General features: G+C 76.1%; 20 protein-coding genes. 17 read left to right on the top strand and 3 right to left on the bottom strand.

Annotated features, from left to right (window positions below; translation table 11 throughout):
• The first annotated feature begins 28 nt into the window (after window positions 1–28).
• From ACJTNH_RS18485 to ACJTNH_RS18455, 7 genes are all read left to right on the top strand, one after another.
• Window positions 29–1,462 (top strand): serine hydrolase domain-containing protein, encoded by a 1,434-nt coding sequence (locus ACJTNH_RS18485; RefSeq protein ID WP_458178323.1) that lies wholly within the window; start codon window positions 29–31, stop codon window positions 1,460–1,462.
• Entirely contained in the window at window positions 1,459–2,982 is a 1,524-nt protein-coding gene (locus tag ACJTNH_RS18480; protein ID WP_458178321.1) for an amidohydrolase, read from the top strand. Before ACJTNH_RS18485 ends, ACJTNH_RS18480 begins: the two co-directional genes overlap by 4 nt.
• A gap of 200 nt (window positions 2,983–3,182) precedes the next feature.
• Window positions 3,183–3,971 (top strand): lysophospholipid acyltransferase family protein, encoded by a 789-nt coding sequence (locus ACJTNH_RS18475; protein ID WP_458178319.1) that lies wholly within the window; start codon window positions 3,183–3,185, stop codon window positions 3,969–3,971.
• Window positions 3,968–4,963 carry an NAD(P)H-dependent glycerol-3-phosphate dehydrogenase gene (locus ACJTNH_RS18470; protein ID WP_458178317.1) on the top strand — a complete coding sequence of 332 codons (996 nt, stop codon included), beginning with the start codon at window positions 3,968–3,970 and terminating at the stop codon, window positions 4,961–4,963. The genes ACJTNH_RS18475 and ACJTNH_RS18470 overlap by 4 nt, the downstream gene beginning before the upstream one ends.
• 59 nt (window positions 4,964–5,022) lie before the next feature.
• On the top strand, window positions 5,023–6,183 hold the full coding sequence (locus ACJTNH_RS18465; protein WP_458178315.1) for a cystathionine gamma-lyase: 1,161 nt from the start codon (window positions 5,023–5,025) through the stop codon (window positions 6,181–6,183).
• An 11-nt stretch (window positions 6,184–6,194) separates the two neighbouring features.
• Window positions 6,195–7,367 carry a D-alanine--D-alanine ligase family protein gene (locus ACJTNH_RS18460; RefSeq protein ID WP_458178313.1) on the top strand — a complete coding sequence of 391 codons (1,173 nt, stop codon included), beginning with the start codon at window positions 6,195–6,197 and terminating at the stop codon, window positions 7,365–7,367.
• Entirely contained in the window at window positions 7,364–8,023 is a 660-nt protein-coding gene (locus tag ACJTNH_RS18455; RefSeq protein ID WP_458178311.1) for a hypothetical protein, read from the top strand. Before ACJTNH_RS18460 ends, ACJTNH_RS18455 begins: the two co-directional genes overlap by 4 nt.
• A 44-nt stretch (window positions 8,024–8,067) precedes the next feature.
• Here ACJTNH_RS18455 and ACJTNH_RS18450 read toward each other — a convergent pair whose 3' ends face one another.
• Complete coding sequence (locus ACJTNH_RS18450) at window positions 8,068–8,619, bottom strand: DUF3515 family protein (protein WP_458178309.1); 552 nt, start codon at window positions 8,617–8,619, stop codon at window positions 8,068–8,070.
• Between the two features lie 70 nt (window positions 8,620–8,689).
• Complete coding sequence (locus ACJTNH_RS18445; protein ID WP_222193884.1) at window positions 8,690–8,923, bottom strand: Lrp/AsnC ligand binding domain-containing protein; 234 nt, start codon at window positions 8,921–8,923, stop codon at window positions 8,690–8,692.
• A 122-nt stretch (window positions 8,924–9,045) separates the two neighbouring features.
• Here ACJTNH_RS18445 and ACJTNH_RS18440 point away from each other — a divergent pair, with 122 nt between their 5' ends.
• From ACJTNH_RS18440 to ACJTNH_RS18430, 3 genes are read left to right on the top strand one after another with little or no spacing between them, the layout of a single operon-like run.
• A complete protein-coding gene (locus ACJTNH_RS18440) occupies window positions 9,046–10,086 on the top strand; it encodes a thiamine-phosphate kinase (protein ID WP_458178307.1) in 1,041 nt (346 codons plus the stop codon).
• Window positions 10,070–10,612: a GNAT family N-acetyltransferase gene (locus ACJTNH_RS18435; RefSeq protein ID WP_458178305.1), complete on the top strand. Its 543-nt coding sequence runs from the start codon at window positions 10,070–10,072 to the stop codon at window positions 10,610–10,612. The genes ACJTNH_RS18440 and ACJTNH_RS18435 overlap by 17 nt, the downstream gene beginning before the upstream one ends.
• Window positions 10,600–11,229 carry a cytidylate kinase-like family protein gene (locus ACJTNH_RS18430; RefSeq protein WP_458178303.1) on the top strand — a complete coding sequence of 210 codons (630 nt, stop codon included), beginning with the start codon at window positions 10,600–10,602 and terminating at the stop codon, window positions 11,227–11,229. The genes ACJTNH_RS18435 and ACJTNH_RS18430 overlap by 13 nt, the downstream gene beginning before the upstream one ends.
• A 119-nt stretch (window positions 11,230–11,348) precedes the next feature.
• On the opposite strand, the gene rpmB is transcribed toward ACJTNH_RS18430, so the two are convergent.
• On the bottom strand, window positions 11,349–11,531 hold the full coding sequence (gene rpmB / locus ACJTNH_RS18425; protein WP_458178301.1) for a 50S ribosomal protein L28: 183 nt from the start codon (window positions 11,529–11,531) through the stop codon (window positions 11,349–11,351).
• Window positions 11,532–11,708: 177 nt separating this feature from the next.
• On the opposite strand from rpmB, the gene ACJTNH_RS18420 reads away from it, so the two are divergent.
• The 7 genes from ACJTNH_RS18420 to rpmF all read left to right on the top strand — a co-directional run bounded on the left by ACJTNH_RS18420 (window position 11,709) and on the right by rpmF (window position 18,507).
• Window positions 11,709–13,394, top strand: a complete 1,686-nt coding sequence (locus tag ACJTNH_RS18420) for a DAK2 domain-containing protein (protein WP_458178299.1) — start codon at window positions 11,709–11,711, stop codon at window positions 13,392–13,394.
• Window positions 13,394–15,592: an ATP-dependent DNA helicase RecG gene (gene recG, locus ACJTNH_RS18415; RefSeq protein ID WP_458178297.1), complete on the top strand. Its 2,199-nt coding sequence runs from the start codon at window positions 13,394–13,396 to the stop codon at window positions 15,590–15,592. The genes ACJTNH_RS18420 and recG overlap by 1 nt, the downstream gene beginning before the upstream one ends.
• Before the next feature lie 111 nt (window positions 15,593–15,703).
• Complete coding sequence (gene rsmD / locus ACJTNH_RS18410; RefSeq protein WP_458178295.1) at window positions 15,704–16,258, top strand: 16S rRNA (guanine(966)-N(2))-methyltransferase RsmD; 555 nt, start codon at window positions 15,704–15,706, stop codon at window positions 16,256–16,258.
• A complete protein-coding gene (gene coaD, locus ACJTNH_RS18405; RefSeq protein ID WP_458178293.1) occupies window positions 16,255–16,740 on the top strand; it encodes a pantetheine-phosphate adenylyltransferase in 486 nt (161 codons plus the stop codon). The genes rsmD and coaD overlap by 4 nt, the downstream gene beginning before the upstream one ends.
• A 73-nt stretch (window positions 16,741–16,813) precedes the next feature.
• Window positions 16,814–17,503 carry a hypothetical protein gene (locus ACJTNH_RS18400; protein ID WP_458178291.1) on the top strand — a complete coding sequence of 230 codons (690 nt, stop codon included), beginning with the start codon at window positions 16,814–16,816 and terminating at the stop codon, window positions 17,501–17,503.
• A 144-nt stretch (window positions 17,504–17,647) separates the two neighbouring features.
• Window positions 17,648–18,325, top strand: a complete 678-nt coding sequence (locus ACJTNH_RS18395) for a YceD family protein (RefSeq protein WP_458178289.1) — start codon at window positions 17,648–17,650, stop codon at window positions 18,323–18,325.
• Window positions 18,326–18,327: 2 nt separating this feature from the next.
• Window positions 18,328–18,507, top strand: a complete 180-nt coding sequence (gene rpmF / locus ACJTNH_RS18390; RefSeq protein ID WP_458178287.1) for a 50S ribosomal protein L32 — start codon at window positions 18,328–18,330, stop codon at window positions 18,505–18,507.
• The last annotated feature ends 76 nt before the right edge of the window (window positions 18,508–18,583 follow it).

The following is an 18,583-nucleotide window of genomic DNA, read 5'->3' as shown; positions in this document are numbered from 1 at the left end:
CGTCCCCGTCCACGAGGAGCCCTCGACGATGAGCCCGACGACCGAGCACACCGCGCAGGTCGCCACCGCGGCCGCGCCCTACCTGGAGTCGTGGCTGGAGCACCAGCGCCGTCGTCACCGGGTCCCGGGGGTGCAGGCCGCGGTGCGGGTCGGGGACAGGGTCGTGCTGGACACCGCACTCGGCGTCGCCGACGTGACCACCGGGGCCCCGCTCTCCACCGGGCACCTGTTCCGGATCGCCTCCCACTCCAAGACGTTCACCGCCACCGCCGTCCTGCAGTTGGTGGAGGCCGGCCGGATGCGGCTGGACGACCCGATCGCCCGCTGGGTGCCCGCCGTCGCCGGCAGCGGACTGGCCGCGGTGACCGTCCGCGAGCTGCTGGGCCACCAGGGCGGCGTCGTCCGGGACGGCCGCGACAACGACCACTGGCAGCTGCTCCAGCCCTTCCCGGACGCCGACCTGCTGCTGCGGATCGCCGCGGATGAGGGGGCGGTCCTCGAGCGCAACGAGCACTTCAAGTACTCCAACATCGGCTACTCGCTGCTGGGGCTGGCGATCGAGGCGGTGACCGGGGTCGGCTACGGCGAGCACGTGCGACGGGCGGTCGTGGAGCCGCTCGGCCTGACCGACACCGGACCGGAGTGGGACCCGGCCCGCGCGGACGAGTTCGCCGCCGGGCACACGGCACTGCTCGACGGCGAGGACGCCCGGCTGACCATCCAGCACGTTGACACCCGGGCGATGGCCGCCGCGACGGGCTTCCACGCCACCGCCCGCGACCTCACCACCTTCGGTGCCGCCCACTTCACCGGTGACCCGACGCTGCTCAGCGACGCCGGCAAGCGGCTGATGCGCCGCCCGGAGTCCGAGATCCGGGCCCACGGCAAGGAGGCCCGCTGGTACGGGCTGGGCATGGACCTGCGCACCGCCGGTGACCGGCACCTGGTCGGGCACAGCGGCGGCTACCCCGGGCACATCACCCGCACCTGGGTCGACCCGGAGGGGCAGCTGGTGGTCAGCGTGCTCACCAACGCCGTGGACGGCCCGGCCGACGTGCTGGCCCGCGGCCTGATCGGCCTCCTCGACCTCGCGCTGACCGTCCCCGGCGACACCGTGGGCGACCGGACGCAGTCGCCGGCTGCCGAGCTGGAGCGGTACACCGGCCGGTTCGTCAACCTCTGGGGCGTCACCGACGTCGCGCTCCTCGGCGGCCGGCTGGTCCTCCTGCACCCGGGGCTGCCCGAACCGGCGGAGGACCACCTCGAGCTGACCGTCGAGGGCCCCGACACCCTGCGCCAGGAGACCGTCGCCGGCTTCGGCTCGGCAGGGGAGACCGTCGAGTACACCTGGGCCGCCGACGGCACCGCTGCCGCCGTGCGGTTCGGCGGCATCTCCGCCTGGCCGGCCGAGGTCTTCCTGGCCCGCCGTGCCGACCAGGCCGCCGGGCGGGCCGCCGGATGAGCGCGCTGCTGCTCCGCCGCGCCCGGCTGCGGTCGGCGGTCCGGGACGTCCTGGTCGTCGACGGGCGGGTGCTCGCCATCGCCGACGACCTGCGCGCCGGTGCCCCCGGCCTGCCGGAGCTGCCGGCGCCGGTCGAGGTGGTCGACCTGGACGGCGCCACGCTGCTGCCGGGCCTGCAGGACGCGCACGTGCACCTGGAGCAGTGGGCGGCTGCCCGGCGCCGGATCGACGTCTCCTCGGCCGGGTCGGCGACGGAGGCGGCGGCGATCGTGGCCGCCGCCGCCCGGGCCGCACCCGCCGAACCGGGCGGGGTGGTCGTGGGCCACGGGTTCCGCGACGCCCTGTGGTCCCAGCCGCCCGAGGCCGCCCTGCTGGACGAGCTGCTGCCGGGCCTGCCCGTCGTGGTGTCCAGCGGTGACCTGCACACGGCCTGGTGCAGCACCGCCGCCGTCCAGCGGTTCGGGTTGAGCGGCGGGGTGGTCCTGGAGCAGGAGGCGATGGACCTGATGTCCCGCGCCGCCGCGATCGACCCGGCGGTGCTCGACGAGTGGGTGCTGGAGGCGACGGGGGCCGCCGCCGCCCGTGGCGTCACCGCCCTGGTCGACTTCGAGTACGGCGACCTGGTCACCTCCTGGGCCCGGCGCGCGGCGCTGCGGCCCGGCGGCCCGGCCGTGCGGGTGCGCACCGCCGTCTGGGTCGACCGGCTCGAGGAGGTGGTCGCGGCCGGGTTGCGCAGCGGCGACCCGCTGCCCGGGGTGACCGACCCGGTCGCCGCCGAGCGGCTGCGGATGGGCCCGCTGAAGCTCTTCGTCGACGGCTCGCTGGGCACCCGCACCGCGTTCTGCACGCACCCCTACCCGGGTGCCACCGGTCCCGACGCGCACGGGCTGCTCCGCACGCCGTTGCCGGAGCTGGAACGGCTGCTGCGCCGGGCCGCCTCCGCCGGGCTCGACCTCGCCGTGCACGCGATCGGCGACCGGGCCACCGCGATCGCGCTGGACGGCTTCGCCGCCGCGGGGGTGACCGGCCGGATCGAGCACGCCCAGCAGGTCTGCCCCGAGGACCTGCCCCGCTTCGCCGAGCTCGGCGTGGTGGCCAGCATCCAGCCGCGGCACGCCCTCGACGACCGCGACGCCGCCGACCAGCACTGGGCGGGCGCGACCGGGTGGTCGTTCCCCTACGGCGCGCTGGTCGCCGCCGGCGCCGGGGTGGTGCTCGGCTCGGACGCGCCGGTCGCCCCGCTGGACCCCTGGGACGGCGTCGCCAGCGCCGTCCACCGGTCGCTGGACGGCCGCGCCGCCTGGCACCCGGAGCACCACCTGGACCTGGACGTCGCGCTGGCCGCGGCCAGCGGCGGCCGGCGGGCGGTGCGGGTCGGCGACCCCGCCGACCTGGTGGTGGTGGCCGAGCCGCCGTCGGCCGTGCTGGCCCGCGACGGCGCCGCCGGCCTGCGGACGACGGAGGTGCTCGGCACCCTCGTCGCCGGCCGGTTCACCCACCGCGCCCCTGCCCTGACCTGACCCGCCTCCACCCCTCCCGGCACGACCCCGAGCCGGGGGCCCGGGTGCAGGTGCCACGGCACCGGCCGAGGGAGCTGCGACGATGGTCGGCGGCCCTCGCCTGGGGGTGGGTTCCGGTCGGCCGCAGCCAGGGGGCACGATCACGGGCGGGTCACCAGCACGCCACGCCGGCCGGCCCGAGGAGAGGGAAGAGGTGTCCGGTGTCCCAGGTCCAGCAGGCCCGCCCGCCGCGGTGGCGGACCCGGCGACCCGTGCCGCCTGCCCTGGCGCTGTGTGTCGCCGTGGTCTACCCGGTGGCCTCGGTGGTCTTCCGGCTGCGGTACCGGCACGCCGACCGCATCCCGCCCGCCGGCGGGGTGCTGCTGGTCGCCAACCACGTCTCGGTGCTCGACCCGCTGGCCTGCGCCCGGCTGGTCTGGGACAGCGGCCGGGTGCCGCACTTCCTGGCCAAGGACACCGTCTTCACCGGGCTGGCCGGCACGATCCTGCGGGCTGCCGGGCAGATCCCGGTCTCCCGCGGGTCCAGCGCGGCCAGCTCCTCGGTGCACGCGGCGAAGGCCGCGCTGGACGCCGGGGACGTCGTGGTCATCTACCCGGAGGGCTCGGTGACCCGTGACCCGGACTGGTGGCCGATGCAGGCCCGTTCCGGGGTCGCCCGGCTGGCGCTGACCACCGACGCGCTGGTGCTGCCGGTCGCCCAGTGGGGGCCGCAGCGGGTGCACGACTACCACACCAAGCGGCTGCACCTGCGGCTGCGGACCCCCGCCGACTACCTGGTCGGCGAGCCGATCGACCTCTCCGAGCAGCGCGCCCGGGTGCGCGCCGGCGCGCCGCTGTCCGGGGAACTGCTCCGTGAGGTGACCGACCTGCTGATGACCACGGTGCGCGACCAGCTCGGCGAGCTGCGCGGCGAGCGGCCGCCGGCCGAGTTCCACCCCCGCCCGGCCGGCCGCGCGCTGCCCGGCGACCTCCCCGGGAACGCCGCGTGACCCGCGCAGCCGTGCTCGGGGCCGGGTCCTGGGGCACGACCTTCGCCAAGGTGCTCGCCGACGCCGGGTGCGCGGTCACCCTGCACGCCCGCCGTCCCGAGCTGGTCGCGGCGATCACCGCGAGCCGGGAGAACACCGACTACCTGCCCGGGGTGCGGCTGCCCGACGCGGTGCGGGCCACCGGCGACCCCGCCGAGGCACTGGACGGCGCGGACGTCGTGGTGCTGGCCGTGCCCAGCCAGACGCTGCGGGCCAACCTGGCCGACTGGGCCCCGCTGCTGCCCGGCGACGCATCGCTGCTCTCGCTGATGAAGGGCGTGGAGCTGGGGACGACGAAGCGGATGAGCGAGGTCATCTGCGAGGTCACCGGCGCCGGTCCCGACCGGGTCGCCGCGCTGTCCGGGCCGAACCTGGCCCGCGAGATCGCCGAGGAGCAGCCCTCGGCCACCGTCATCGCCTGTGCCGACACCGCCCGGGCCGCGGCCCTGCAGGCCGCCTGCCACACCCGGTACTTCCGCCCGTACACCAACCCCGACCTGGTCGGCTGCGAGCTCGGCGGCGCGGTCAAGAACGTCATCGCGCTGGCCTGCGGGGTCGCGGCGGGCCTGGGCTACGGCGACAACACCCGGGCCTCGCTGATCACCCGCGGCCTCGCCGAGACCGCCCGGCTGGGCATGGCGCTGGGCGCGGACGCGGCCACCTTCGCCGGGCTGGCCGGGCTGGGTGACCTGGTGGCCACCTGCTCGTCCCCGCTGTCGCGCAACCGCACCTTCGGTGAGCACCTGGGGCAGGGGATGTCGGTGGCCGAGGTCGAGCAGATCACCCGGCAGACCGCCGAGGGGGTCAAGAGCTGCCGTTCGGTGCTCGACCTGGCCCGCGCGCACGGGGTCGACGTGCCGATCACCGAGGCCGTCGTCCGGGTCTGCCACGAGGGGGAGTCGGCTGGGCAGATGGTGCGGGAGATGATGTCCCGCGAGGCCAAACCCGAGTGACGCCGCCCGAGTGACGCACGCGTTCCCCGGGCCGCCGGTACCGAGTCCGAGGAGACCCCGTGAGCACCGCTGACCCGACCGCACCGCTGGGTGACGGCACCCGCCTGGCCCACGCCGGCGACGAGCCGGTCGTCCCGGGCACGCCGCTGCGGCCCTCGCCGGTGTTCGCCGCCCCCTACCACCTGGGCGACCAGCCCCCGGGCGCCGGCGGCGCCGACGCCTACGCGCGGCCGGACAACCCGACCCTGCGGGTCTTCGAGCGGGCGGTCGGTGACCTGGACGGCGGTGACTGCCTCTCCTTCGCCACCGGCATGGCCGCGATCAGCTCCGCCGTCCTGGCCGTCGTCCGGGCCGGGGACCGGGTGGTGCTGCCCGCCGACGGCTACTACGCCAGCCGGGTGCTCGGGCGCGACGAGCTCGAGCGCCTCGGCGTGCAGGTCGAGCTGGTGCCCACCCTGGAGATCGAGGCCGTCGCCGCCCGGGGTGACCTGGCCGGCGCGCGGCTGGTGATGCTGGAGACGCCGAGCAACCCGCAGCTGGACGTCTGCGACATCGCCGCGGTCGCCGAGGCCACCCGGGCCGCCGGTGCGGTGCTGGTGGTGGACAACACCACCGCCACCCCGATCGGCCAGCGCCCGCTGTCCCTCGGCGCCGACGTGGTCGTCGCCGCCGACACCAAGGCGCTCACCGGGCACAGCGACGTCCTGCTCGGGCACGTCAGCACCGCGCGCACCGAGGCCGGCCGCGACCTGCACACCCGGATCGCCACCTGGCGCAAGACCACCGGCAACCCGCCCGGGCCGTTCGAGGCGTGGCTGGCCCACCGGTCGATGTCCACGCTGGACCTGCGGCTGGCCCGGCAGGCGGCCAACGCCGCGGCGGTCGCCGAGCTGCTGGTGAGCTCGCCGGCGGTGCGCAACGTGCGCTGGCCGTGGCGGGCCGGCGACCCGTCGTACGCGCTGGCGAGCAAGCAGATGCTGCGGCCCAACGGGGTGGTCTCGGCCGAGCTCGCCGACGCCGACGCCGTCCTGCAGCTGATCCGCTCCACCCGGTTCTTCCTGGCCGCGACCAGCTTCGGTGGCGTGCACACCACCGTCGACCGGCGGGCGCAGTGGGGCGGGGACGCCGTCCCCGCAGGCTTCGTCCGCTTCTCCTGCGGGATCGAGGACACCGCCGACCTGGTCGCGGACCTCACCTCGGCGCTCGAGACGCTCGGCTAGGGTCCACGGCGATGACCGGCAAGCCGCGCAGGACCAGGGTCGCTGTCGTCTTCGGCGGACGGAGCGCGGAACACGCGATCTCGTGCGTCTCGGCCGGGAGCGTGCTCGCCGCCCTCGACCCCGACCGTTACGAGGTGGTGCCGGTCGGCATCACCCGGGACGGCGGCTGGGTGCTGCACGACGGCGCCGCGCTGGCCATCGAGGGCGGGCGGCTGCCCGAGGTCACCGGCGGCACCGCGGTCTCCCTGGTGGGCGACCCGGCCGGCCGGGGGCTGGCGGTGCTCGACGCCAGGCAGGCGATGGGCCGGCTGACCGAGGTCGACGTGGTCTTCCCGGTGCTGCACGGCGCCTACGGCGAGGACGGCACCATCCAGGGCCTGCTGGAGATGTCCGGCCTGCCCTACGTCGGCTCCGGGGTGTTCGCCAGCGCCGCGTCGATGGACAAGGAGTTCACCAAGAAGCTGCTCACCGCCGCCGGCATCCCGCAGGGTGACCACGTGGTCCTCCGCGACGCCGGTGGCGCGGTGTGCGCCGACCCGGACCTGCTCGACGAGGCCGCCCGCGAGCGGCTGGGGCTGCCGGTGTTCGTCAAGCCGTCCCGGGCCGGGTCCAGCATCGGCATCACCCGGGTGACCGACTGGGCGCAGTTCCCCGAGGCCGTCGCCACCGCCGCCGCGGTCGACCCGAAGGTGCTCGTCGAGGCCTGCGTGCCCGGCCGGGAGATCGAGTGCGGCGTGCTCGCCCGCACCGACGGCGGCCGGCCGGACACCAGCCTGCCGGCGGAGATCCGGCTGCGGCCGGGCACCGACTGGTACGACTTCGACGCCAAGTACCTCGAGGACGCCGTCGAGTTCGACGTCCCCGCGCAGTTGACCCCGGAGCAGACCGCGGCGGTGCAGGAGATGTCCCGCCGGGCCTACTTCGCGCTGGACTGCCAGGGCCTGGCCCGGGTCGACTTCTTCCTCACCACCGACCCGGAGACCGGCGCCGACCGCTGGGTGGTCAACGAGGTCAACACCATGCCCGGCTTCACGCCCATCTCGATGTTCCCGCGGATGTGGGCGGCGGCCGGGGTCAGCTACCCGGAGCTGGTCGACCGGCTGGTCGCCAGTGCGCTGCACGGGGCGGGCCAGGGCCAGGGTCAGGGCAAGGGCCAGGGCCAGGCGGGGCCGGACGGCGGGTGACCCGCCGCGGCCGGCTGCCGGGGGGAGCGGCGGCGCTGCTGGTCCTGCTCGCGCCGGCCTGCACGGGGTGCAGCTCCCCGGAGCCCGAGCCGGTGGTGTCGACCACCACCACCGCCGTGGCCGTGCCCACCAGCGCCGCCGGGCTGGAGGAGCTGCTGGTGGAGCAGGTGCCCTCCGGGCTGCCGCGGGTGCCCGACCACGAGCTCGAGCCACCGGCCGGGGAGAAGACCGTCGACGACGTCGCCCGCTACGGCCAGGACGCCGCCCGGCAGCAGGAGGTGCTCACCGACTACGGCTACACCCGGGGCTGGGAGCGCTTCTGGCGCACCGGGAACGCGCTGACCAGCGTCTTCCTGGACCAGTTCGCCGACGCCGGGGGAGCGGGTTCCTACGCCGAGGACCTGGCCCGCAACGACGCCGAGTACTACGGCGGTGAGCTGGACCGGGTGCCCGAGGGCCTGCCGCCGGGCTGCGTGCTGATGCTCCGCGAGGAGCCCTCGGTCGAGCACGGGCTGGCCGGCCCGGCGGTCTTCGCCTGGTGCACCTCCGGCCCCTTCACCGTGTCGGTGGCGTCGGTCGCGGCCACCGAGGAGGCGGCCCGGGCCGAGGTGACCGCCGTCGTCGCCGCCCAGCTGGACCGTCTCCCGACGGCCTGAGGGAGGACGCCCGCGCTCCCGGCGCCCTGCACGGGGGCCCTTCGTCAGTCGGGCGCCGGGGCAGGGGTGGGGGTTACGTAGGGGATCGAGGTGCCGATGATCGGGCTGAGCGCGGTCGGGGCGGCGCTGTCGGCGGTGGTGGGCACCCGCACCTGCACCGGCACGTTGCGGTCGACCGTCGTCCAGACGTAGGTGTCCGGGTCGGTGGTGTCGACGAACCACTCGACGCCGGAGACGAGGAAGGTCGAGGGCCCGCCCACCACGTACCCCGGCGGGGGCTCGACCCCGCAGACCAGCACGGTGGCCGGGTCGCCCCAGGCGTAGGCGAAGAGGCTGTCGGAGTCGACCATCCGCGAGGTCTCCCCGGCCAGCTCCAGCGGCAGCTGGGCCATCAGCACCGGGCAGGCCAGCTCCGCGGCCGGGGTGACCGCCGGGGTGTCCACCTCGACGGGGGGCAGGTCGCCGCGCGGGGCGGACGGCGTCCCGGCGACGTCGGCGACCTGGTCGGGGGCCTCGGCGTCGTCGTCCCGGCCCAGCACGTTGACCAGCACGAGCAGGGCCACGACCAGCGGCACCAGCACTGCGGTGGCGATCACCGCGGCACGGCGCAGCGGGTCCGCCGGCGGGCGGCCGGCCGGCTGGTCGGGGGGTGCGGTGCTCAGTGGCTCAGATGTTGACGACGGGGCAGGTCAGCGTGCGGGTGATGCCGTCGACCGACTGCACCCGGGCCACGACCAGCCGGCCGAGCTCGTCGACGGTGTTGGCCTCGGCCCGGACGATCACGTCGTAGGGGCCGGTGACGTCCTCGGCCTTGGTCACGCCGGCGATCTCGCTGATGCTCGCGGCGACCGCGGCTGCCTTGCCGACTTCGGTCTGGATCAGGATGTAGGCGTGGACCACGGGTTGACCTTCCTCGGGCAGTGCCTCGGCGCCGACGGCCGCGCCGGCGACGGCGGGGGGTGCGACCGGCCTGCCGTACGGCAGGCCGACCGGCAACGTACCCCAGCGGCGCGGAGCGGCTCGTGACTCGGGCGCGGCCGCCGCTGCCCCCGGCCGGCGCCGACGACAGCGTCGCCGCGGTCGGTGAGTTCGGCGTCATCGCCCGGGTGGTGGCCCGCTCGGGCTCCGCGGCGCTGGCCGAGGTGGGCCCCGGCGACGACGCCGCGGTGGTCCGCACGCCGGACGGCCGGGTGGTGGCCTGCACCGACGTCCTGGTCGAGGGCCGGCACTTCCGCCGCACCTGGTCCTCGGCGGAGGACGTCGGGCACAAGGCGGCGGCGGCCAACCTGGCCGACGTCGCCGCGATGGGCGCGGTGCCCACCGCGCTGCTGGTCGGGCTGGCCTGCCCTCCGGACACCCCGGCCACCTGGCTGGAGGGCGTGGCCACCGGCATGGCCGCCGAGTGCGCGCCGTTCGGCGCGGCCGTGGTCGGCGGCGACACCTCGGCCAGCGCCCCCGACTCCGCCGCGGTGGTGCTGTCGGTGACCGCGCTGGGCGACCTGGGCGGCCGGGCACCGGTCACCCGCGGTGGGGCGCGGCCCGGCGACGTCGTCGCGGTCGCCGGCCGGCTGGGCTGGTCGGCCTGCGGGCTGGCCGTGCTGCGCCGGGGCTTCACCGCGCCGGCCGCCGCCGTCACCGCGCACCGCCGGCCCACCCCGCCCTACGCGGCCGGCCCGGCCGCCGCCGACGCCGGGGCCACCGCGATGTGCGACACCAGCGACGGCCTGCTGGCCGACGTCGGCCACCTGGCCACCGACAGCGGCGTGCTGGTCGACCTGGACCGCGGCGCGCTGGAGCGCGGGTTCGTCGACGCCACCGGCCCGCTGCCCCAGGTCGCCGCCGCCCTGGGGGGCGACCCGATGGCCTGGGTGCTCACCGGGGGCGAGGACCACGCGCTCGTGGCGACCTTCCCACCGGGTGCGGAGCTCCCGGCGGGATGGACGACGATCGGCGTCGTGCGCGAGATCGACGACGAGGGACCGGGTGTGCGGGTGGACGGGGTGCCGGCCGCGCAGGTGGCAGCCGACCTGGGGGAGGGAACCGGCCATGTCCACTTCGGCTGAGCCCGCCCCGGCCGGGTCGGTCACCCTGCGCCCGGTCGGCTACGCCGACCCGGTGGCCCAGCACCTGATCGAGGAGGTGCAGCAGGAGTACGTGGTGCGCTACGGCGGCCGGGACGCCGCGGTCGTCGACCCGGCCGAGTTCTCCCCACCGCAGGGGCTGTTCCTGGTGGCCGAGGTCGACGGGGTGCCGGCCGGCTGCGGCGGCTGGCGGGTGCACGAGCGGCGGGCCGAGGGCAGCGCGGTCGAGCTCAAGCGGATGTACGTCGTGCCCGCCTTCCGCCGGCGGGGCCTGGCCGCCCTGCTGCTGTCCGAGCTGGAACGCACGGCCGCGGACGCCGGGCACCGGCAGCTGCTGCTGAACTCCGGTGACCGGCAGCCGGAGGCGCTGGCGCTCTACGAGCGGGCCGGCTACGCCCGGGTGCCCGGGTACGGCGTCTACGCCGACTCACCCGAGGCGGTGTTCCTCGGCAAGGAGCTGGTGGACGGGGAGCCGTCCGAGGGGCAGGAGGAAGCATGGGCGTCGTGACCGTCTCGGCGTCGTTCGGCGCGGGCGGGGCCGAGATCGCCCCCGCGGTGGCCGCGCGGCTGGGCCTGCCCTTCCACGACCGGGTCATCCCGGCCCAGGTCGCCGTCCGGCTGGGGGTGCCGGTCGCCGAGGCCGAGGCCAACGACGAGACGGTCACCCGCGGGCTGTGGCGGCTGGTCACCTCGCTGGGCACCATGCCCGACCCGGTGGGCGGGGTGCTGCCGACCTCGACGCTGCCCGACGAGCGGGCCTACCGGGACCAGACCGAGCGGGTGCTCGGCGAGATCGCCGCCGGTCCCGGGGGAGTGGTGCTGGGCCGGGCCGCGGCGATGGTGCTGCGCGACCGGCCCGACGTCCTGCACGTGCGGCTGGACGGTGCTCCCGACCGGCGGCTGGCCGCCGCCGTGGCGCACCTGGGCCGGCCGGAGGAGGAGGTGCGCCGGGAGCGGGACGCCGCCGACCGGGCCCGGGTGGCCTACGTGCGGCACTTCTACCGGTGCGACCCGGCCGAGGCCCGGCACTACCACCTGGTGGTCGACTCGACCGTGCTGCGGCACGACACGGTGGTCGACCTGGTGGTCACCGCCGCCCGCGCGCGGGGGATCGGCGCCGCCTGAGCACCCTCGGGTGCCGCGGGGTCGTGCGCACGCGAAAGACCCCGGCGGTCGGGTGACCGCCGGGGTCTTCGGTCCCGCCGGGGCGGGGGTGGTACGTCAGCGCTGGGAGCGCCGGGGTGTCAGCCCCGGACGACCTTGCCCGCGCGGATGCAGGAGGTGCAGGCGTTGATGCGCTGCCGGCCACCGCCGGTCAGGGCCGCCCGCACGGACTGGATGTTCGGGTTCCAACGGCGCGGCGTACGGCGGTGCGAGTGGGACACCGACATGCCGAAACCGGGGCCCTTGCCACACACGTCGCACACGGCAGCCACGGTCGATCACTCCCAGAGAATTGGTCCAGCTGAAGTCAGGTCGCGGGGCGCGGCGGGCGACCGGGGGTCTCGACGACCCCAGGACACGGGCCAGCCAGGCACACGCTGGGCAACACTGTAACCCGTCGCCGGGCCGGCTGTCAGACCACCCCGGCCGACGAGCCCCTGGTGCCCGCGGTGGCCGGTGGGATCGGCGTCCTGTCCGTGCCCCCCGGTACCGTCCCGCACGTGCTGGAGGCGCTGGACGAGGCCGCGGTCGGGCGATGGAGCCGGGCCGTCGTCGCTGCGCTGACCACCGCCCGTGGCCGGCTCGACGAGCTCAACGTCTTCCCGGTGCCCGACGGTGACACGGGGATCAACCTGCTGATGACCGCCGAGGCCGGCGACGCGGCCCTGCGCGCGGCCGCCGGCACCGGCGAACCGGCCTGGGCGGTGCTGGCCCGCGGCGCGGTGCTCGGCGCCCGCGGCAACTCCGGCGCGATCCTGGCCCAGCTGCTGCGCGGCCTGGCCGACGGCGTCGTCGCCGCCGCGCCGGACGGGCGCACCGTCGACGGGCCGGTGCTCGCCGCCGCCATGACCAGCGCGTCCCGCACGGCCTACACTGCGGTCGCCGACCCGGAGGAGGGCACCTTCCTCACCGTCGCGCGGGCCGGTGCCGAGGCGGCCGCGGCCGCGGTCGCCGACGGCCGGGAGGCCCTGGCCGAGGTCGTCCGGTCCGCCGCCGACGGTGCGGCCACCGCGCTGCACGCCACCACCGGGCAGCTGGACGCCCTGCGCGATGCCGGCGTGGTCGACGCCGGCGGCGCGGGCTGGTGCCTGGTGCTCGACGCGCTGGTGGGCACCGTCACCGGCGAGGTCCCGGTCCGCCCGCCGCTGAGCACCCGGCCGCCCGGGCCCCGGCGGTCCACGGTCCCCCCGCCGTCCGCTCCGCCGGCCGGGCCGGGCAGTGAGGTGCAGTTCCTCCTGGCCGACTCCGACGAGGAGGCGGTCGCCCGCCTGCGGACGCGGCTGGCGGAGCTCGGCGACTGCCTGGTCGTAGTCGGGGTCGACACCCCCGGCGGCCGGGAGTGGAACGTCCACGTCCACGTGCACGACGTCGGTGCCGCGGTCGAGGCCGGCATCGAGGCCGGCCGGCCGCACCGGATCTCGGTCACCCCCCTGGCGCCGGTACGCGCACCGGCCGCCGTCCCCGGGGTGCGTGCCGTGGTGGCGCTGGCCTGCTCGGCCGGGCTGGCCGACCTCTTCACCACCGAGGGGGTCACCGTGCTCACCGCCGCGGTCGACGAGGTCGACGAGGACGCGGTGCTGCAGACGGTGCTGGCCACCGGCGCCGAGCAGGTCGTGCTGCTGCCCAACCACACCGACGTCACCGCGGTCACCGTCCGCGCCGCCGACCGGGCCCGGGAGGCCGGGCGTGACGTGGTCGTCGTCCCGACCCGTTCGGCGGTGCAGGGCATGGCCGCCCTCGCCGTCGCCGACCCGGCCCGGCGCTTCGGGGACGACGTCATCGCGATGGCCGAGGCCGCGGCCGCCACCCGCTGGGCCGAGGTCACGGTGGCCGAGCAGGAGGCGCTCACCTCGGCCGGCCGGTGCCGCCGGGGTGACGTGCTGGGCAGTGCCGAGGGCGACGTCGTGGTCATCGGCGCCGACCTGGCCACGGTCGCCCGCGACCTGCTCGACCGGCTGCTGTCCGCCGGTGGGGAGATGGCCACGGTCGTGGTGGGGGAGGACGCACCGGACCAGGCCCTCGGGGACGCCGTCTGCGCCCACCTGGCCGCGGTGCACCCCACCGTGGAGGTGGTGCGCTACGCCGGTGGCGCCGGGGCGGTGCCGTTGCTGATCGGGGTCGAGTGATGGCGATCTCCATGGACACCCCGCTGACCCGGGTGCTCGGCCCGAAGACGGCGAAGGTGATGGCCGACCAGCTGGCGCTGCACACGGTGCGCGACCTGCTGCGGCACTACCCGCGCCGCTACGCCCAGCGCGGGGAGATGACCCGGCTCGACGGTCTGGAGGTCGGCGACCGGGTGACCGTGCTGGCCCAGGTCAAGAAGGTGAGCACCCGGCCGATGCGGCAGCGCCGGGGGACGCTGACCGAGGTCACCGTGGGCGACGGCGCCGGGAGCATGCGCCTGGTCTTCTTCAACTCCCGGCACGCCCGGCTGGAGGTCGGCGCCTGGGGCCTGTTCGCCGGCACGGTCGGCAAGTGGCAGGGCGACCTGCAGTTCAGCCACCCCGACTGCCACCTGATGAGCGGCGACGACGACGGCGACTGGGCGCGGGCGCTGGTGCCGATCTACCCGGCGAGCAAGGACGTCTCCAGCTGGGTGGTCCAGAAGTCGGTGAAGCTGCTGCTGGACGACCCCCGGTCGCTGGAGCAGGCCCTCGACGACCCGATCCCGGCCGCCGTGCGGCAGCGGCACGGGCTGGTGGGCCTTGCCACCGCGCTGCGGTACAAGCACCGGCCGGAGTCCACCGAGCAGGTGGACGAGGCTGACGAGCGGCTCAAGTGGGACGAGGCCCTGGTGCTGCAGGCGACGCTGGCCGCCCGTCGACGGGCCGCGGCGCTGGAGCCGGGCATCGCCCGTCCCCGCCGCAGCGGTGGCCTGCTGGACGCCGTCGACGCGGCCCTGCCGTTCGCGCTGACCGACGGCCAGCGCGAGGTCGGCGAGGAGCTGGCCACCGAGCTCGCCCGCGAGCAGCCGATGAACCGGTTGCTGCAGGGCGAGGTCGGCTCGGGCAAGACCGTGGTCGCGCTGCGCGCGATGGCGCAGGTCGTCGACGCCGGCGGGCAGGCCGCGCTGCTCGCGCCCACCGAGGTGCTCGCCGCCCAGCACGCCCGCAGTCTGGCCGCGGTCCTGGGCCCGCTGGGCCGCGCCGGGGAGCTGGACGGCGACCCGGCGGGCACCCGCGTGGTGCTGCTCACCGGCTCGCAGAAGGCCGCCGTCCGCCGGGAGGCCCGCGCCGCGGTCGCCGACGGCAGCGCCGGCATCGTCGTGGGCACCCACGCCCTGCTGCAGGAGGGCGTGGAGTTCGCCGACCTCGGGCTGGTCGTCGTCGACGAGCAGCACCGCTTCGGCGTCGAGCAGCGGGACGCGCTGCGCGCCAAGGGCAACCGCCCTCCGCACGTGCTGGTGATGACCGCCACCCCCATCCCGCGCACCGTGGCGATGACCGTCTACGGCGACCTGGAGACCTCCACGCTGCGCCAGCTGCCGGCCGGCCGCGGTGGGGTGTCCAGCTCGGTGGTGCCGGCCGGGGAGAAGCCGGCCTGGCTGGACCGTGCCTGGGCCCGGGTGCGTGAGGAGGTCGCCGCCGGCCGGCAGGCCTACGTCGTCTGCCCCCGGATCGGGGACCTCGAGGACGGCGGCAAGGGCGACGACGGCCCGGACGGCGAGGACGGCGCGCCGCCGGAGGAGAAGGGCGGCAGCGACCGGCGCCCACCGCTGGCCGTGCTGGACGTCGCCGAGGCACTGCGCGCCGGGCCGCTGTCGGCGCTGCGGGTCGAGGTGCTGCACGGCCGCATGCCGCCGGAGGAGAAGGAGGCCCGGATGCGGGCCTTCGCCGCCGCCGAGGTCGACGTCCTGGTCGCCACCACCGTCGTGGAGGTCGGCGTGGACGTGCCGAACGCGACCGTCATGGTGGTCATGGACGCCGACCGGTTCGGCGTCAGCCAGCTGCACCAGCTGCGCGGCCGGGTCGCCCGTGGCAGGCACCCGGGCCTCTGCCTGCTGGTCAGCGAGGTGTCCAGCAGCTCGGCCACCGGGCAGCGGCTGGCGTCGGTCGCGGCCACCACCGACGGCTTCCAGCTGGCCCGGCTGGACCTGGAGACCCGCCGGGAGGGCGACGTGCTGGGCGCCGCCCAGTCCGGGCGGCGGTCGGGGGTGCGCCTGCTGTCCCTGCTGGACGACGAGCAGCTGATCGCCGAGGCCCGGGTCGAGGCGACCGCGCTGGTCGAGCAGGGGCGCGGGCTGGCCGACCACCCGGAGCTGGCCGCGGCGGTGGCCGCGATGAGCCTGGACGAGCGGGCCGACTACCTGGAGAAGGCCTGACGGCGCCGTCCGCCCGCCCCGGGCCGGCGAGGGGCGAGAGGGTGGGGCCGCACGGTCGAGCCCTGCCCCCTGGTGGGGGCAGGGCTCGAGTTCCCGTACGAGGATGACCCCATGACCAGGGTGATCGCGGGCGTGGCCGGCGGGCGGCGGCTGAAGGTGCCCCGATCCGGCGTGCGCCCCACCGGGGACCGCGCCCGCGAGGGGCTGTTCAACTCCCTCGGCTCGCTGCTGGACCTCGACGGTGCCCGGGTGCTCGACCTGTACGCCGGGTCCGGCGCGCTCGGGCTCGAGGCGCTGAGCCGCGGGGCGGCCGAGGCCGTCTTCGTCGAGTCCGGCGCCGGCGTGCTGCCGGTGCTGCGCAGCAACGTCGAGACCGTCGGCCTGACCGGCGCGCGCGTCGTGCAGGGCAGCGTGCCGACCGTGGTGGCCGGGGCGGCACCGGCGGCCTTCGACCTGGTGCTGGCCGACCCGCCGTACGCCGTCCCGGTCACCGAGGTGCTGGCCGTCCTGACCTCCCTGGTCCAGGGCGGCTGGCTGGCCCCGGACGCGGTGGTGGTCGTCGAGCGGTCGAGCCGGGAGGAGCCCTTCGAGTGGCCGACACCCCTCGTCGGGCTGCGCGATCGGCGGTACGGGGAGGCGGTGCTCCGGTACGGTCGCTCCTCGTGAGGCGAGCGGTCTGTCCCGGTTCGTTCGACCCGGTCACCAACGGCCATGTCGACGTGATCCGGCGCGCCGCCGCGCTCTACGACGAGCTGGTCGTGGCGGTGCTGGTCAACCCCGGCAAGGCCGGCCTGTTCGACGTGGACGAGCGGATGTCCCTGCTCCGCGAGGCGGTCGTCGAGCTGCCCAACGTCACGGTCGACCGCTTCGAGGGCCTGCTGGTCGACTACTGCCGCAGCCGCGACCTGGCGGTGATCGTCAAGGGCCTGCGGGCGGTCGGTGACTTCGAGTACGAGCTGCAGATGGCCCAGATGAACCGCGAGCTGGCGGGGGTCGAAACGCTCTTCGTGCCGACCGCGCCCCAGGTCGGGCACCTCTCCTCCAGCCTGGTCAAGCAGATCGCCCGCTTCGGCGGCGACGTCTCGTCCCTGGTGCCCAAGGCGGTCAACGACCGGCTGGTCGCCCAGTCGAAGGCCGAGCAGCGGTGACCGGGCTCGCGAGGTCGGACACCTGCACGGCACCGTCGGGCACGACGTCGACGAGCACCAGCGAGGAGACAGCGTGACCGAGGTGGTCTACCGGCTCTACGAGACCGTCGACGAGCTGACCACGGTCATCGAGAACGCGCGCAGCGTCCCGATGTCCAGCTCCTGCATGGTCCCGCGCGACCACCTGCTCGACCTGCTCGACGACCTCCGGGAGAACCTCCCCGACGAGGTGCAGCAGGCCGGCGCGATCGTCGTCCAGCGCACCGAGATCCTGCAGCAGGCGCAGGCCGAGGCCGAGCGGCTGACCGGGCGCACCCGCAGCGAGAGCGAGCAGGTGGTCGCCGCCGCCCGCCGGCAGCGCGAGGAGCTGATCGGCACCGCCCGCCGGCAGCGCGACGAGATCGTCACCGAGGCCCAGGCGCAGGCCGACGACCTGATCGCCGAGGCGGAGGCGGAGGCCGAGGAGCTGCTGGCCGAGGCCCGCCGGCTGCGCGACCAGCTGATCGCCGACGGGCAGGCCCAGCGCGAGGAGATCGTCGCCGCTGCGCAGGCCGAGCACGAGCGGCTGCTCACCGAGACCGAGGTCTACCGCACCGCGGTCGCCCGGGCCGACGAGCTGGGCGCCCAGACCGCGGCCGAGGTGGCCCGGATGCGGGCCGAGGTCGACGAGTACGTCGACAGCCGGCTGGCCGACTTCGGGAACACCCTGGCGCACATGACGCGTTCGGTCGAGAAGGCACGCACCAACCTGCGGACGCCGTGACGGGGCGGCCCGCCCCCTGACGCCGGCCAGCGCCGGTGGGGGATCGGGTAGGCTGGCCGTCTGTCCGGCTGCTGCCGTTCCGTGTGCCCTCCGCGCGCGGGTCCCCGCGCCGGCGAACCCACCACCGAGACGACGAGTACTGACATGCCTGCTGCCTCTCCGCGCTCCCGAGGCGCCGCGTCCACCGACGACCGGCGTCCCGTCGGTGACGCCACCCCTGCGCAGGGCAAGGCCGCCGTCGAGAAGTCGGCTGCCGAGAAGGCCGCGGAGAAGGCCTGGAAGGTCGACCTCCGCGAGCTGGGCCGCCGGGCCGGCTCGATGACGGAGTGGGATAAGACCCTGCCCGCCCTGCCCGGCTGGGGCGTGGAGATGATCGGCGTGCCCGAGGGCGCACCGGTCGGGCTGCACCTGCGGCTGGAGTCGGTCATGGAGGGCGTGCTGGTCTCCGGCCAGGTCGACGTCCCCGTCACCGGCCAGTGCGCCCGCTGCCTCGACCCGGTCGAGGACACCCTGACGCTCGACGTCCAGGAGCTGTACGCCTACGCCGGCAGCACCACCGAGGCCACCAGCGGCGAGGACGAGGTGCGTCGCATCGACGGCGAGCAGCTCGACCTGGCGCCGCTGGTCCGTGACACCGTCGTCCTCACCCTCCCGCTGTCGCCGACCTGCACGCCGGACTGCTCCGGCCTGTGCGTCGGCTGCGGCGAGCGGCTGGACGACCTCCCGCCCGACCACACGCACGAGGTGGTCGACCCACGGTGGGCCGGGCTCGCCCGGTTCACCGAGACCACCGACAGCACCACCGACCCAGAGGAGAACTGATCATGGCGGTCCCGAAGCGGCGCATGTCGCGCGCCAACACCCGCTCCCGCCGTTCGCAGTGGAAGGCCACCGCGCCGACCCTCGCGCCCTGCCCGAACCCGGCCTGCCGCGAGCTGAAGCCGCCGCACATCGCCTGCGGCCACTGCGGTCAGCACGACGGCCGTCAGGTCATCCCGGTCTGACCCGGTCGCACGACGTGGCGCAGACGACCAGCGCACCGGCGTCCTCGGTCACGGGCTCCCTCCTCGGGGAGCCCGT

This window comes from Modestobacter lacusdianchii, assembly GCF_054177765.1.
Note: the sequence above shows the minus strand (reverse complement) of the source record. Positions and strands in the feature narration are given on the sequence as shown.

Bases quoted from the DNA above. Each gene is read 5' to 3' on its own strand.
- ACJTNH_RS18435 (WP_458178305.1), top strand. From the start codon at position 10,070: ATGTCCACTTCGGCTGAGCCCGCCCCGGCCGGGTCGGTCACCCTGCGC.
- rsmD (WP_458178295.1), top strand. From the start codon at position 15,704: ATGACCAGGGTGATCGCGGGCGTGGCCGGCGGGCGGCGGCTGAAGGTG.
- ACJTNH_RS18460 (WP_458178313.1), top strand. From the start codon at position 6,195: ATGACCGGCAAGCCGCGCAGGACCAGGGTCGCTGTCGTCTTCGGCGGA.
- rpmF (WP_458178287.1), top strand. From the start codon at position 18,328: ATGGCGGTCCCGAAGCGGCGCATGTCGCGCGCCAACACCCGCTCCCGC.
- recG (WP_458178297.1), top strand. From the start codon at position 13,394: ATGGCGATCTCCATGGACACCCCGCTGACCCGGGTGCTCGGCCCGAAG.
- ACJTNH_RS18430 (WP_458178303.1), top strand. From the start codon at position 10,600: ATGGGCGTCGTGACCGTCTCGGCGTCGTTCGGCGCGGGCGGGGCCGAG.
- ACJTNH_RS18485 (WP_458178323.1), top strand. From the start codon at position 29: ATGAGCCCGACGACCGAGCACACCGCGCAGGTCGCCACCGCGGCCGCG.
- ACJTNH_RS18395 (WP_458178289.1), top strand. From the start codon at position 17,648: ATGCCTGCTGCCTCTCCGCGCTCCCGAGGCGCCGCGTCCACCGACGAC.
- ACJTNH_RS18480 (WP_458178321.1), top strand. From the start codon at position 1,459: ATGAGCGCGCTGCTGCTCCGCCGCGCCCGGCTGCGGTCGGCGGTCCGG.